The following is a 13,114-nucleotide window of genomic DNA, read 5'->3' on the forward strand; positions in this document are numbered from 1 at the left end:
CGGGGGTCTTGTGAGGCCAGACGCTAAAGCGACCGTACGAGGTGGAACAGTGACGCACTGTGCCACTTTGGGTCGGCGCTGGGACGCTGTGTCCTACCCGTCCAGATTGAGACGGTCCGCCAATTCCGTAACCGGTGAAGTACGGCGCCGCTCGCGGCTGCGCAATTCGGCAACGATGCGCCGTGAGGTGGCGTGGTAACGCATCCATTCCGGCGCGTCGCCCTCCGCCCGCAACAATGCCTGGGTGGCTGCTTCCTCGTTTCCTACGTCCGTATGGGCCAGGGCCCGGTCTACGTGAAAACGGGCGCGCCAGGTGGGGGGCAAGGTGTGAAGGTTCGGGACTGAGCGGGCGGTGCGTAGCGCTTCGGTGCTCTCTTCCATTTCGACATAGAAGTTCACCTTCGCGACGCCCATGTTCGCAGGACCGAAGGGAGTGGCGTAGTCGAGTCGGTCCTCGCCGATTCGCGCGGCTGCCGCACCGGCCATGTTCAACAGCTCGTGTACCGCGGCCTGTTTCTCCTGCCGGACCGCCGCTGTCGCCGCTCGCAGGAGCAGAATCCCCCACAGCGCCAGATCTGCCGGATCCGAGTGAAACCCTGGATTCATCAGCTCGGCACGGCTCATCGCCACGCGCTCAGCGTCTTCAAGTCTTCCTTGCTTGGTGAAGATCCATGAGAGGCATGAGATCGCCACCACTTCCAGATGGGGGTCGTCGCCCTTGCTCGCGGCAGCCATTGAACGTTCAAGCGCGGTGAACCCGGCATCTTCCCTGCCGAGAGCCGCCAGGGTGGTGGCAGCTACCTGATACGCCTCGGCGAGAACCGAATAGGCAGCCGCGGAATCGGCGCCGGTGTGAAAGTGCGCCGCAGCCCTGGCGTCAGTAATGAGCTGCGGCAGCAGAAGACCGATTTCTGCCATACGGCCATCGCGGCGGATTCGCTCGGTCGATTTCAGAGACCTTCGCAACGCCGCGACACTCGGGGGAGTTTCGGGATCCGGCTCCGATCCGAAGAAGTCGGACACAGGGGAGATGGCTTGGCGTAGTGCCAGTACGGAGGGCAGCTCGGCTTCGTTGTTCACCTCGAAGGTGACAGGTTGGCCGACCAGTATGGACGGCTCGACGTCCAGGGCACGGGCCAGCGAATTCAGCGTGGCGAGGCGGGCTGTCTGTCGACGTCCTTGTTCAAGTTTTCGCACGATATCGACGGACAGCCCGGCCCGTTCGGCCAGTTGTTCCTGCGTCAGCTTGCGCCTGAGCCTCAGCCGGGCGATCCGGTCCCCGATGCCGGTTTCCTCGCGGAACTCCATAGCCACTCCCGCCGGAAGGTCGTGGCTCCCCAGACTACGCATGGGCCCGGTACCCGCCGAGACCATGCCTCTGCCACACCCTCAAGTCGCCCCTGTACGGACAGAGTTGCGCGAGTTGGGCACTGCACTGTGGACTCCCGGCATGACGAAGCCGGTTCTGTACCTGATCGCGTGCGCCGCCGGACCCGCGCAGTACGTCGACGAGGGAGTGCGCGCAGCTCAGGCGGCAGGTTGGGATGTATGTCTGATCCTGACGCCGTCGGCTGCCCGCTGGTGGGAGTCGCGTATCGGCGAGCTGGAGGAGCTGACGGGGCGGCCGGTGCGCTCGCAGTACAAGTTGCCGTGGGAGTCGGACGCGCTGCCGAAGGCGACGGCGATGCTGGTCGCACCGATGTCGTGCACCACGCTGAACAAGTGGGGCGCCGGGATCTCGGACACCCTCGCGATCGGGCTGCCGTCGGAGGCCGTGCACATGGGTGTGCCCGTGGTGGCGATGCCGTACTTCAACCAGGCTCAGGGGGCACAGCCCGCGGTCGCGCGTTCCGTGGCGACACTGCGGGAGCAGGGGGTGGTGGTGCTCGACGGACCGCAAGGGTACGAGTCGCACCCGCCGAAGCAGGGCGACCCGCGCAGTTTCCCGTGGAGGCGAGCAGTGGATGCGGCGGGACACGCAGTCAGCTCGCGCCCGGTATGACGGAAGGCTCTCACCACCCGGTCTGCATTACTTTCCGTGACGCTCCGCCACGGAAAGTCCCTCCGCACCCGAGCGTAGCCCCTTCTACACTGGCCTCGTGGTGGACACCGACTGGAAGACCGACCTGCGGCAGCGCGGATACCGGCTGACCCCGCAGCGCCAGCTCGTGCTGGAGGCCGTCGACCACCTGGAGCACGCGACGCCGGACGACATCCTCGTCGAGGTGCGCAGGACGGCCTCGGCGGTCAACATCTCCACCGTGTACCGGACCCTGGAGCTCCTGGAGGAGCTGGGGCTGGTCTCGCACGCCCACCTCGGGCACGGGGCGCCCACGTACCACCTGGCGGACCGGCACCACCATCTGCACCTGGTCTGCCGGGACTGCTCGGACGTGATCGAGGCCGATGTGGGCGTGGCCGCCGAGTTCACCGACAAGCTGCGCGGGGCCTTCGGTTTCGACACCGATCTCAAGCACTTCGCGATCTTCGGGCGCTGTGCGCGGTGTACGGCGAAGTCGGCCGGTGGCGACCCGGTGGCGGGTACGGACCCCGCGGCGGGCGAGGACCCCATTCCGGCCAGTGGCGACGAGTCGTAGGCTGGCGGGGTGGATATGAAGAGCCCTCTGCTCAGCCTGCCCGGTGCGGTACCCGGTGAAGGCGCCGACGAAGGTGTCGCCGCGCACTACGGCGATCTGTTCCGCGAGCAGCGTGAGCTGGCCGCCGGGAACGGGTTCGTCGACCTCTCGCACCGCGGAGTGGTCAGCGTCTCCGGCGACGACCGGCTGAGCTGGCTGCACCTGCTGCTCACCCAGCACGTCAGCGACCTGCTGCCCGGCCGGGCGACCGAGGCGCTGATCCTGTCCGCGAACGGGCACATCGAGCACGCGCTCTACCTCGTCGACGACGGCGAGCGGGTGTGGATGCACATCGAGCCGGGCACCCAGGAGGCGCTGATCGCCTATCTGGAGTCGATGAAGTTCTTCTACCGGGTCGAAGTCGCCGACCGTACGGACGAGTTCGCGGTGGTCCAGCTGCCTGCCGGCTCCATCGTCGAGGCCCCGGCGGGGACGGTCGTACGCGAGACCGCGTACGGGCGCGACCTGTTCCTGCCGCGTGCGGAGCTGGAGTCGTTCGCTGCCGCGCACGGACCGGCCGCCGGGCTGCTCGCGCACGAGGCGCTGCGGGTCGAGGCGCACCGCCCGCGGCTCGGCTTCGAGACCGACCACCGCACCATCCCGCACGAACTGGGCTGGCTGGACACGGCCGTTCACCTCCAGAAGGGCTGCTACCGGGGGCAGGAGACCGTCGCCCGGGTGCACAACCTCGGCAAGCCGCCGCGCCGTCTGGTCTTTCTCCACCTGGACGGCAGCGAGGTCCATCTGCCGCCGCACGGCGCCGAGATCCGTCTCGCCGCCGACGGCCCCGACGGCCGCAAGCTCGGCTTCGTCACCACCTCGGTACGCCACCACGAGCTGGGCCCGATCGCCCTCGCCCTGGTCAAGCGCAACGTTCCCCTCGACGCGGAACTCCTCGCGGAGAACACGGCCGCGGCACAGGAAGTCGTCGTCGAGCCCTGAGGGGCGTGCGCCGAGCCCTGAGGGGCGTCGGCGGTACGTCGGCACGCGTCCCCCTGGATCCGGAACCCGGAATCCGGAATCTTCCGGGTTCCGTGGGCGCCCCGACTCCTTCATTCTTTACGCGCGAGTCTCACGAGTTGAGAACGCCGAAGATGCTGAGAGCGTCCGGTGCGGGGCGGGGCGGGAGTCGGCTGCACGGCTATGATCCACTCGCTTGTTCACGGGGGAATGAGGCGGGGGATGGACGTGCGGGGAGAGATCCGTGCGGCCGCGATCGGGCCGTTTCGGCCGCTCGCGCCGCTGGGTCAGGGCGGGATGGGCCAGGTGCTGCTCGCGGCGGCGCCGGACGGCAGGCTCGTCGCGGTCAAGCTGGTGCACGAGGACCTGGCCGAGGACGAGGGGTTCCGGGAGCGTTTCCGGCGCGAGGTGGCGATCTCCCGCCAGGTCGCGGGGGTCTACACCGCGCCGGTGGTGGACGCGGACCCGCAGGCGCCGGTGCCCTGGCTGGCCTCCGCCTTCGTACCGGGGCCCTCCCTCGCGCGGGCGCTGGAGGTGACCGGTCCGCTGCCCGTGGAACCGGTGCGGCAGTTGGCCGCCGGGCTGGCGCAGGCGCTGGCCGAGGTGCACCGGGCCGGACTGGTGCACCGGGACCTGAAGCCCTCGAACGTGCTGCTCGCCGAGGACGGCGTACGCGTCATCGACTTCGGTATCGCCCGGGCCGCGGAGGGCCAGACCAAGCTGACGCACACCGGGGCGATGGTCGGCTCGCCGTTGTTCATGGCGCCGGAACAGGTGCGGGGCGAGCCGCCGACCGCGGCCACCGATGTGTTCGCGCTCGGCTCGACCCTGGTCATGGCCAGTACCGGACGCTCGCCCTTCGAGGCCGGTTCCGTACCGGGAATCCTGTACAAGGTCGCCCACGAGGAGCCCCAACTCGACGGCGTGCCAGTGGAGTTGCTGCCGCTCGTCGAAGCCTGTCTGGCCCGGGACCCGGAAGCCCGGCCCACTCCCGCGGAACTCCTGGAGCGGATCGGGCCGGTGTCCTTGGGCGTTCGCCCCTGGCCGGGTGAGGTGTACCGGCTCCTCGACGAACAGCGCACCGAGATCGCCGGGTTGACCTCGGCAGCGGAGGCAGAGGCACAGGCGCGGGCACAGGCGGCGGAGGCAACACAGGGGATTGGAGCGGGACTTGGGTCTGTACCGGGGCTCGTACCCGGCCCCGGACCGGTCCCGCCGCCCCCCGCCGTGCCACCCGCCGTACCCGCTTCGGAAGTCGCGTCGTCCGCCGGGCATCCCCGGCGCGGTGGCCGGTTCGCGGCGATCGCCACCGTCGCCGTGGTGGCGGCCGTCGCCCTGCTGCTCGTCCTGCTCGAACCGTGGGCGGGCAACGGCGACGACGCCAACGACCGGGCGGACCGGGGCGTACAGGAGGGGCAGTCGGCGGGGCCGAGCGGTTCGCCCACCGGTGAACCGTCCGGCGGATCGTCCGCGGCACCCGAGGGGCCCGCCCCCGAGGAGAGCGTTCCCACGCCCGGGACCACACCGCTGTCGAAGGTCCCCGACCGCTACGGCCGCGACCTGCCCGAGTGCAAGGGGGTGAACGCCAACCTTCCGGTCACCGCCCCGGACGGCTTCGGGCCGCCGGCCGGGAACGGCCTCTCCGACCAGGACGTGGGCGGCCAGAAGCACCGCGAGAGCATGTGCGTCTGGGACAGCCGGGTGGGCGACAAGCTGTACGTGGTCTGGTACTCGTACGCCTCCGTGCCGGGCGGCGCCACCGGCGCCGAGCAGGCAAAGGAGAACTACGAGACCTTCTACCAGACGGACGGAACGGCCGAAGGGCGCCTGAAGGACCCCGGGTTCGCCGAGGAGGGGTTCGAGGCCGGGGCCGGTGTCGGTGACACCAACTGCGTGTCCCACTACCGGGACGTGAACATGCGCATGTTCGTCTCGGTGCACGGCAACACCTATCCGCCCGGCAAGTGCGAGGCCGTCGCCACCGCGCTCGCCGAGTCCGCGATGGCGGCGGTGAAGCGCACATGAGGCCGCTGCGTACCTCGGACCCGGCGACGGTGGGGCCCTACCGGCTGCTCGCGGAGATCGGCCGGGGCGGGATGGGCCGGGTGCTGCTCGCGGCGGCGCCCGACGGGCGGCTGCTCGCCGTCAAACAGGTGCATGCCAGGTTCGCCGCCGACGAGGGCTTCCGGGCCCGGTTCCGGCGCGAGGTCGCGGCCACCCGTAAGGTCTCCGGCGCCTTTACGGCGGCGGTGCTCGACGCCGACGCGGACGCCGAACGGCCTTGGCTGGCCTCGGTGTTCGTGTCCGGGCCCGCGCTCGGCGGCGCCGTGGAGCAGTCCGGTCCGCTGCCCGTGGAGGCGGTACGACGGCTGGCCGCGGGACTGGCGGCGGCGCTCACCGAGATCCACCGGGTGGGCCTGATCCACCGGGACCTCAAGCCGGAGAACGTGCTGCTCGCCGAGGACGGCGTACGCGTCATCGACTTCGGTATCGCCCGCGCCGCCGAAAGCGCCGACGCCACCGGACTGACCGGAACCGGCTGGGTGGTCGGCTCGCCCGCCTTCATGTCGCCCGAGCAGGCACAGGGCGAGGAGCCGACTCCCGCGAGCGATGTCTTCTCACTCGGCGCGGTACTGGCCATGGCGGCCACCGGCGCCAGCCCCTTCGAGGGCACCTCGGTGCCGCAGACCCTCTACCAGGTCGTCCACTCCGAGCCCGAACTCTCCGCCGTACCAGCGGAGTTGCTCCCGGTCATCGAGCCTTGCCTGGCCAAGGACCCCGGCGCGCGTCCGGCTCCGGCGGAGGTGCTCGCCCTGGTCGGCGCTCTTGCGCCACGGCAGCACCCCTGGCCGGAGTCCGTGCATCGGATGATCTCCGGGCGGCAGGCCGAGATCGATGGGTTGTCGGGGCGGTCAGGGGAGGCGGGTGCGGCAGGTGGGCCGGGCGGGACAGGCGGGATCGGTGAGACGCTCGGCCTCCGGCCCGCGTCAATGACCCCGACCCCGACTGCTCTCGCGACCGCGTTCGTCGCCGAGCACGAGCAGGCGACCGTGAGCGCGCCCGCCGCACCCGGCACGGCGGTGCTCACCCAGCTGTCCGGCTCCTCCCCGTCCTTCCCGTCGTCCCCGTCGTCCCCGTCGAGTACGGGCCGGAGGCGAAGTGCCCGATGTACGGCGGCACTTGTGGCCCTCGGACTCGTCCTGGTGGCGGGCGCCGGGGTGGGCGTCTACGCGGCGACGGCGGACAGCGGGTCCGGCGAACCGCGCGCCGGGGCGTCCGCGCCGGGCGAGCACGATGCCGGGCCCGCGGCCGACCAGCAGCCCGAGGACGAGAATCTCTCAGACCAGCATCCCGCCGACCAGCAGACCGAGTCCCCGTCGACGACGCCCGACAAGTACTCGATGGCACCGGTGTGCGCGGAGGCCGCGCCCCAACTCCCGCTGCCCGAGCGGGACAAGAGCCGGGACCGCTACAACGAGCTCTCGCAGGGCGCCAACACCACCTGCGGCTGGGCGGAGCCCGGCGTTTACTCGGCGGACGCGGTGGTCAGCTGGGAACTCAACCGCACGGTCCGGGGCAGTACGGACAGCGGCACCGAAACCCAGCGCGCGCGGTTCCGCGACCTCGCCGAGGGTGAACGGCCGGAAAAGGGGCTCGACTTCGGTGACGAGGCCTTCTGGGACCAGCCCGACGCCTCGGACTCCTACGGGTCGGATTTCACCTGCGACCTGACCGTGCGCGACGGGAACCTACGGGTGAGCGTGGGCCTCGGCGGCGAGACGTTCCCCGCGGGTGACTGCGAGGGGCGCGCCGAGGAGATCGCCCGTGCGGCGCTGAAAGCCATGCCGCGAGGGTGAGTTGGGGCTCGCCCCCTCGGATCCCGCCGCCGTCAGATCTCGACGAGCACCGTGAACGGGCCGTCGTTGGTGAGCGAGACGCGCATCTGCGCGCCGAAGCGGCCGGTCTCCACCGAGGCGCCCAGGGCGCGGAGTTGGGCCACCACCTCGTCGACCAGGGGCTCGGCCACCGGGCCGGGGGCGGCGGCGTTCCAGGTGGGGCGGCGGCCCTTGCGGGCGTCGCCGTAGAGGGTGAACTGGCTGATCACCAGGAGGCCCGCGCCCGTGTCCGAGCAGGAACGCTCGTCCTTCAGGATGCGAAGCGACCAGAGTTTGCGGGCCAGTTGGGCCGCCTTCTCCTTGGTGTCCTCGTGTGTGACGCCGACCAGGACGCACAGGCCCTCGCCCTTGATCTCTCCGGTGGTGACCGGTCCGTCCGCGCCGTCCACGACGACGCTCGCCCCGTCCACCCGCTGTACCACTGCACGCATGGCCCCCATCATGCCGTGCGCCCCCGCCCGCTCCCCGTACGCGTCCCGTTGCCCCGGTAACCCCCGTACGGCGGCGTGGGCGGATGGACGGACGGCCATCCGGGGATGATCCGGGTGACTCGGACACATGGGACCCACCCGGAGTGGCACCATGCACACACTCGGTGCCGAGGGCGCCGGGAGGGGACGGCTGCGGCCGGACCGCGCGGGCGGGCCGGGCAGCGGAGGCGAAGGCGGAGGCAGGGGCAGAGATGAGCAGACCGACCACCGGGCAGCGCCCGGACGCGTGGGCGCGTCCGGTACCGGGATCGACAGCGGCATCGACACCGGCATCGACGCCGCAGCCACCGCGGCAGCGCACCGTGAGCCCCGCCGGGAGCGCGGCGGCGGCGAGTGTGACAGCGGCGAGTGCGGCGGGGCCCGCCGGGCCGGGCGCGGGGGAGGAGATGCTGCGGCCGGGCCATCCGCGTGCGCTGGAGCTGGCCGAGCTGCGGTCGCTGCGGCAGGAGGCACAGCGGGCGGAGGCCGACCTCAGCTACGTACGGCGGCTGCTCCAAGGCCGTATCGACATCCTCGGCGCGGAGCTGACCCGCCGGGCCTCGCCGTGCGGGCGGGAGTGGGCGCCCGCCGAGGCGGGTTTCTCCGGCCGTACGAGCGCGGGCGAGGGGACGAGTACGAGCGTGGGTGTGGGCATGGGCACGGGTGCGGCGGACCGGCTGCTGTCCGCGCGGCTCTCGCTGATCCTCGCGGACAAGGGGGCGCCGCAGCGGTCCTCCGCGCGGCATGTGCGGGTGGGCGCTCCGCAGGGCGAGGAGTACCGCAGGCTCGCGCACGAGACGCTGGACGAGGTGGGGCTCTCCGACCTCGGGGCCCGTACGGACGAGGAGCTGCGGGCGGCGCGCGGGCGGCTGCTGCGCTGTGAGCAGGAGGTCTCCGGGCGGCGCCAGGAGCTGCAGCGTACGGCGGACGAGTGCGGGGCGGAGATCACCCGCAGGTACCGTGAGGGGGAAGCCCAAGTAGACGACCTGCTTGCGTGAGCCGTACGGAGATCCCGGGCGGTGGTGCGCCGCGGGTCCCGCCCAGGACCTGTGGTCCCCCGACCGGAAAGGCCCACCATGCCCCCGTCGTTCGCAGCAGGCAGCCTCGACGAGAACGCCGAGATATCCGGCCCGGCGCCGGTGCTCGCCGAGGTCGTCCGCTCCGGGTTCCTGGAGGGACGGCACCGCGGTTCCCTGGTCGTACTCGACGCCGGGGGCGAGGTCGAGTTCTCGCTCGGCAACCCGTCCGCGCCGGTCTTCCCGCGCTCGACGAACAAGCCGATGCAGGCGGCCGCCGTACTGCGGGCCGGGCTCGCCCTCGCGGGCGAGCGGCTGGCGCTGGCCGCCGCGAGCCACTCCGGGGAGGCCTTCCACCTCGAACTGGTCCGGCGGATGCTGGCCGAGCAGGGGCTGCGCGAGGACCAGCTCCAGTGCCCGCCCGATCTGCCGCTGGACCCTCAGGAGGCGGAGAACTACCTCGCCTCCGGCCAGGTGCGCGACCGCGTGGCCATGAACTGCTCGGGCAAGCACACCGCGATGCTCGCCGTCTGCCTCCAGGCGGGCTGGCCCACCGAGAACTACCTCGCCGAGGACCACCCGCTCCAGCTCCTGGTGCGCACCGTGATCGAGGAGGCGGCAGGTGAGCAGGTCACCGCGGTCGGCACCGACGGCTGCGGCGCCCCGCTGATGGCGCTCTCGCTCACCGGCCTGGCCCGTTCGTACCGCCACTTCGTGAGCGCCGCCGACGGCTCGGCCGAGCGCCGGGTCGCCGACGCGATGCGGGCCCACCCCGAGTACGTGGCCGGCACCCGTCGCCCCGACACCTGGCTGATGCGCGCGCTGCCGGGCACGCTGTCCAAGATGGGCGCCGAGGCCGTACAGGTCGTGGCGCTGCCGGACGGCCGCGCCCTCGCCTTCAAGATCGACGACGGTTCACTTCGGGCACTCGGTCCGGTACTCGCGCGGGCGCTGCGGATCGCCGGGGTGGACGACCCGGTGCTGGAGCGGATCGGCCGGGCGCCGTTGCTGGGTGGCGGGGCCGAGGTGGGGGAGATTCGGGCGGCGTTCTGAGGTGGCGCTCTGAGTTGCGGGCAGGGCAGATGTTGGCTGCGTGGTGCTGAGCCGGGCGGGCAGGGCGTCGAACCTGCGTCCCTCTGCGGACGGTGCCAGCAATCGAAGGGGCCCGTACGACTCGTGGGAGACCACGGGGGTACGGGCCCTTGTTGTCGTTTTCGGCACCTGCTCTTTCCTCGGCGCCGAACGCGCACTTCTACTTCCAACTCACGTGCGCACCGCACGCATGGCCTCGTCCAGTACGGCGCTCAGCTCGCGCAGCGCTTCCTGTGCGACGACGGAATCCTCGTGCTCCAGGTGTTGCTCGGCATGGGTGTAGCGGGCGGACAGGTCCGGGCGGCGGGCGATCTCGATGTCTCTGGCCCAGCGGAGAATCCAGCCCCGAACGGGGCTCAGCGACTGCCACTCGACAGCCTTGGCGAAGGCGTCGTCCTTGGAGGCGCGCATTTCCTCTAGGCGCCCGGGCGCGACCACCGCCAGAGCGGCGCGCAGTGCCTCGGGGGTCTGCTCCGGGCGTGGAATCAGCTCATGCCCGTGGTCGCTCTGCGTGCTCATGATGTCCTCTCGGGTGCCCGGTCACGTTCTGCGTGTCTGTTGGCCGCCGGAAATTCGTGCGACAGGCAGGCGGGGCCCCGCTTAGCGTGGCCGCATGAGCCGTGATGACGCTGCCCCCGTGGAGATTCGCCCTGTCCATGAGGACGAGTACGCCGACTGGCTGCGGTCCGTCAACTCCGGCTTTCTGACCGCTCCGGCGACGCCGTCCCCGGAGCGGGTCGCGGTGCTCCGGCAGTGGGCCGATCTCGGGCGGACGCAGGGGGCGTTCGACGGGGGCAGGATCGTCGGGAACTTCCGGTCGTTCTCGCAGCGGCTCACGGTGGTCGGCGGTGCGGACGTGCCCGCGGACGCCGTCACCAATGTCGGGGTCTCGCCCACGCACCGCAGGCGCGGGATCCTCAGCCGGATGATGGCCGCCGACCTCGGCGCCGCCCGCGACCGGGGCGATGTGGTCGCCACCCTGATCTCCGCCGAGTACCCGATCTACGGGCGCTACGGCTTCGGCCCCTGCGCCTCCGTCGCACGCTGGGACGTCGAGGTGCCGCGCGCCGGGCTCGACCCGCGCTGGTCGGCGCCGGACTGCGGCGGCCGTATCGACCTGGTGGACGTGACCGAGGTACGCAAGCACGGGCCTGAACTGCACGAACGGCTGCGGGCGTTGAGGCACGGCGTGGTCGACCGCCCCGCCCGCTGGTGGGAGCGGTGGACCGGCCAGCACCCGATGCCGGAGGAGCCGTGGAAGGAGCCCTTCTACGCGCTCTACCGCTCGCCCTCGGGCGAGGTCGAGGGCCTGGTGGCGTACCAGGCCGACGGTACGTGGCACGACGGCAAGCAGCCGATGGAGCGGGCCACCATCGACGACCTGATCGCGCTCAACCCCGACGCCGAGCGCGCCCTGTGGCACTTCGTCTGCTCGATCGACTGGATCACCCGCATCCGCACCGACTACCGCGCCCCCGACGACCTGCTGCCCGACCTCCTGCCCGACCCGCGCGCCGCCAGGATCGGCGTACTCGCCGACTGGCTGTGGGTACGGCTCCTGGACGTCGAACGCGCCCTGAGCTCCCGTACGTACGCCACCGCCGGAACCCTCGTCCTCGACGTCACCGACCGCAGCGGGCTCGGCGGCGCGGGCCGCTACCGTCTGGAGACGGACGGCCCGTCCGCGAGCTGCGTACGCACCACCGACGAGGCCGAACTCACCTTGGACATCGCCGACTTGGCTTCGGTCTGGCTCGGCGAGGTGTCGGCGGACCGGCTGCGGTTGCTGGGGCGCGTGGCCGAGGGGCGCGAGGGTGTGGTGGAACGGGCGGACGCCATGTTCCGTACTGCGCGGCGTGCTTGGTGCCCGGATGTGTTCTGAGCCGATGCGTTCTGAGCCGGATGTGTTCTGAGCTGGGAGCGTGCTGAGCCGGGGGGCGCGCTGAGCGGGCGGACGCGGGGTCAGGGCAGACGTACGACCTCGCCGGTGGTGGCACTGGTGCGGGCGGCGTCCAGTACGGTCGCGGTGGTCACGGCGTCCCAGGGATCCACGGGGAGCGGACGGGTGCCACGGACCGCGGCGGCGAAGGCCGGGTAGAAGAGGTCCCATTCGCCACGGGCGGACGGTGCCGGCTCGGCGTGGTCGCCGCGCAGCACCCGGCCCCAGCGCCGCTCGGGCTCGATGCCCCAGCGCTCGCCCTCCGAGGCCGGGGAGGCACCCGCGACCAGCAGGTCTTCCTGGCCGTCCACGCCGTCGACCACATACGTCCCGGTAGTCCCGGTGGCGCGGAAGCGCGGGCCGGGTGCGCCCTGCCGCCAGCTGCCGGACAGGTGTGACCGGGCGCCGTTCCGGTGGGTCAGCGCGACGAAAACGTCCTCGTCGAGAACGTCCCCGTCCAGCCCCGTGCCGCCGTCGCTGCTCCGCATCTCCGCGTACACCCGCTCGACCGGACCGGACAGGACGAGTGCCTGGTCGACCAGGTGGCTGCCGAAGTCGAGCAGGGTGCCGCCGCCCGCGGCCGGCGGGCCGGGCTCGGGCTGGAACCGCTCGAAACGCGACTCGAAGCGGGTCAGAGTGCCGAGCGCGCCGTCGGCCACGAGTCGACGCAGAGTCAGGAAGTCGGAGTCCCAGCGCCGGTTCTGATAGACCGTCAGCTGAACCTTCAGCCGTTTTGCCAGTTCAACCGTCTCCCGCGCCGAAGCGGCGTCGAGCGCGAACGGCTTGTCGCAGACCACCGCCAGGCCCAGCCGCAACGCCTCCTGGGCCAGCGGAATGTGTGTGGCCGCCGGGGTGGAGATCGCGACCGCCTCGGCTCCCGCCCGGGCCAGTTCCGTCAAGGAGTCGTACGTGGGCCGGTTGAGCTCGTCGGCGATCTGCTTGCGGCGCTCGGGAGAGGTGGTGACCACCCCGAGGAAGTCACAGTCGGGGGCCGAGGCGAGCAGCGGCGCGTGGAAGTACCTGCCGCCGAAGCCGTAGCCGACGAGTCCGATCCGTATGGGCGCGTCCGTCATGTGTGGTCCTTGCCGTCGTCGATCTCGTGAAG

The 13,114-nt window shown here is 71.5% G+C and carries 12 protein-coding genes; 8 read left to right on the top strand and 4 right to left on the bottom strand.

Annotated elements, in window-relative coordinates; translation table 11 throughout:
- Nucleotides 1-93: 93 nt before the first annotated feature.
- Nucleotides 94-1,308, bottom strand: a complete 1,215-nt coding sequence (locus HUT18_RS19170) for a helix-turn-helix domain-containing protein (protein WP_176101843.1) — start codon at nucleotides 1,306-1,308, stop codon at nucleotides 94-96.
- Between the two features lie 142 nt (nucleotides 1,309-1,450).
- On the opposite strand from HUT18_RS19170, the gene HUT18_RS19175 reads away from it, so the two are divergent.
- From HUT18_RS19175 to HUT18_RS19195, 5 genes are all read left to right on the top strand, one after another.
- The gene (locus tag HUT18_RS19175; RefSeq protein WP_176101844.1) at nucleotides 1,451-2,002 is read left to right on the top strand and encodes a flavoprotein; all 552 of its coding nucleotides are present in this window, start codon (nucleotides 1,451-1,453) and stop codon (nucleotides 2,000-2,002) included.
- 97 nt (nucleotides 2,003-2,099) lie between these two features.
- Entirely contained in the window at nucleotides 2,100-2,597 is a 498-nt protein-coding gene (locus tag HUT18_RS19180; protein WP_176101845.1) for a Fur family transcriptional regulator, read from the top strand.
- A 15-nt stretch (nucleotides 2,598-2,612) separates the two neighbouring features.
- On the top strand, nucleotides 2,613-3,578 hold the full coding sequence (locus tag HUT18_RS19185) for a folate-binding protein YgfZ (RefSeq protein WP_176104642.1): 966 nt from the start codon (nucleotides 2,613-2,615) through the stop codon (nucleotides 3,576-3,578).
- A 240-nt stretch (nucleotides 3,579-3,818) separates the two neighbouring features.
- Nucleotides 3,819-5,621 carry a serine/threonine-protein kinase gene (locus HUT18_RS33880; RefSeq protein WP_254878699.1) on the top strand — a complete coding sequence of 601 codons (1,803 nt, stop codon included), beginning with the start codon at nucleotides 3,819-3,821 and terminating at the stop codon, nucleotides 5,619-5,621.
- Complete coding sequence (locus tag HUT18_RS19195; RefSeq protein WP_176101846.1) at nucleotides 5,618-7,453, top strand: serine/threonine-protein kinase; 1,836 nt, start codon at nucleotides 5,618-5,620, stop codon at nucleotides 7,451-7,453. Before HUT18_RS33880 ends, HUT18_RS19195 begins: the two co-directional genes overlap by 4 nt.
- A 32-nt stretch (nucleotides 7,454-7,485) precedes the next feature.
- On the opposite strand, the gene dtd is transcribed toward HUT18_RS19195, so the two are convergent.
- Nucleotides 7,486-7,923 (bottom strand): D-aminoacyl-tRNA deacylase, encoded by a 438-nt coding sequence (gene dtd, locus HUT18_RS19200; protein ID WP_176101847.1) that lies wholly within the window; start codon nucleotides 7,921-7,923, stop codon nucleotides 7,486-7,488.
- A 446-nt stretch (nucleotides 7,924-8,369) separates the two neighbouring features.
- Here dtd and HUT18_RS19205 point away from each other — a divergent pair, with 446 nt between their 5' ends.
- Nucleotides 8,370-8,960: a hypothetical protein gene (locus HUT18_RS19205; RefSeq protein WP_254879051.1), complete on the top strand. Its 591-nt coding sequence runs from the start codon at nucleotides 8,370-8,372 to the stop codon at nucleotides 8,958-8,960.
- A gap of 78 nt (nucleotides 8,961-9,038) precedes the next feature.
- Nucleotides 9,039-10,031, top strand: coding sequence for an asparaginase (locus HUT18_RS19210; protein ID WP_176101849.1), 993 nt, complete (start codon nucleotides 9,039-9,041; stop codon nucleotides 10,029-10,031).
- A gap of 210 nt (nucleotides 10,032-10,241) precedes the next feature.
- Here HUT18_RS19210 and HUT18_RS19215 read toward each other — a convergent pair whose 3' ends face one another.
- Nucleotides 10,242-10,589 carry a hypothetical protein gene (locus HUT18_RS19215; RefSeq protein WP_176101850.1) on the bottom strand — a complete coding sequence of 116 codons (348 nt, stop codon included), beginning with the start codon at nucleotides 10,587-10,589 and terminating at the stop codon, nucleotides 10,242-10,244.
- Between the two features lie 94 nt (nucleotides 10,590-10,683).
- Here HUT18_RS19215 and HUT18_RS19220 point away from each other — a divergent pair, with 94 nt between their 5' ends.
- Nucleotides 10,684-11,952 carry a GNAT family N-acetyltransferase gene (locus tag HUT18_RS19220; protein WP_176101851.1) on the top strand — a complete coding sequence of 423 codons (1,269 nt, stop codon included), beginning with the start codon at nucleotides 10,684-10,686 and terminating at the stop codon, nucleotides 11,950-11,952.
- 80 nt (nucleotides 11,953-12,032) lie between these two features.
- Here the strand turns inward: HUT18_RS19220 and HUT18_RS19225 are convergent, their stop codons facing one another.
- Nucleotides 12,033-13,082, bottom strand: a complete 1,050-nt coding sequence (locus HUT18_RS19225) for a Gfo/Idh/MocA family protein (RefSeq protein ID WP_217710504.1) — start codon at nucleotides 13,080-13,082, stop codon at nucleotides 12,033-12,035.
- Nucleotides 13,083-13,114: the final 32 nt, after the last annotated feature.

The sequence above is a fragment of the Streptomyces sp. NA04227 genome (assembly GCF_013364195.1).
GTDB lineage: Bacteria > Actinomycetota > Actinomycetes > Streptomycetales > Streptomycetaceae > Streptomyces.

Excerpts from the sequence above, each read along its gene's own strand:
- HUT18_RS33880 (WP_254878699.1), top strand. The coding sequence starts at position 3,819 with ATGGACGTGCGGGGAGAGATCCGTGCGGCCGCGATCGGGCCGTTTCGG.
- HUT18_RS19225 (WP_217710504.1), bottom strand. The coding sequence starts at position 13,082 with ATGACGGACGCGCCCATACGGATCGGACTCGTCGGCTACGGCTTCGGC.
- dtd (WP_176101847.1), bottom strand. The coding sequence starts at position 7,923 with ATGCGTGCAGTGGTACAGCGGGTGGACGGGGCGAGCGTCGTCGTGGAC.
- HUT18_RS19170 (WP_176101843.1), bottom strand. The coding sequence starts at position 1,308 with ATGGAGTTCCGCGAGGAAACCGGCATCGGGGACCGGATCGCCCGGCTG.
- HUT18_RS19205 (WP_254879051.1), top strand. The coding sequence starts at position 8,370 with ATGCTGCGGCCGGGCCATCCGCGTGCGCTGGAGCTGGCCGAGCTGCGG.
- HUT18_RS19185 (WP_176104642.1), top strand. The coding sequence starts at position 2,613 with ATGAAGAGCCCTCTGCTCAGCCTGCCCGGTGCGGTACCCGGTGAAGGC.
- HUT18_RS19210 (WP_176101849.1), top strand. The coding sequence starts at position 9,039 with ATGCCCCCGTCGTTCGCAGCAGGCAGCCTCGACGAGAACGCCGAGATA.
- HUT18_RS19195 (WP_176101846.1), top strand. The coding sequence starts at position 5,618 with ATGAGGCCGCTGCGTACCTCGGACCCGGCGACGGTGGGGCCCTACCGG.
- HUT18_RS19175 (WP_176101844.1), top strand. The coding sequence starts at position 1,451 with ATGACGAAGCCGGTTCTGTACCTGATCGCGTGCGCCGCCGGACCCGCG.
- HUT18_RS19215 (WP_176101850.1), bottom strand. The coding sequence starts at position 10,589 with ATGAGCACGCAGAGCGACCACGGGCATGAGCTGATTCCACGCCCGGAG.
- HUT18_RS19220 (WP_176101851.1), top strand. The coding sequence starts at position 10,684 with ATGAGCCGTGATGACGCTGCCCCCGTGGAGATTCGCCCTGTCCATGAG.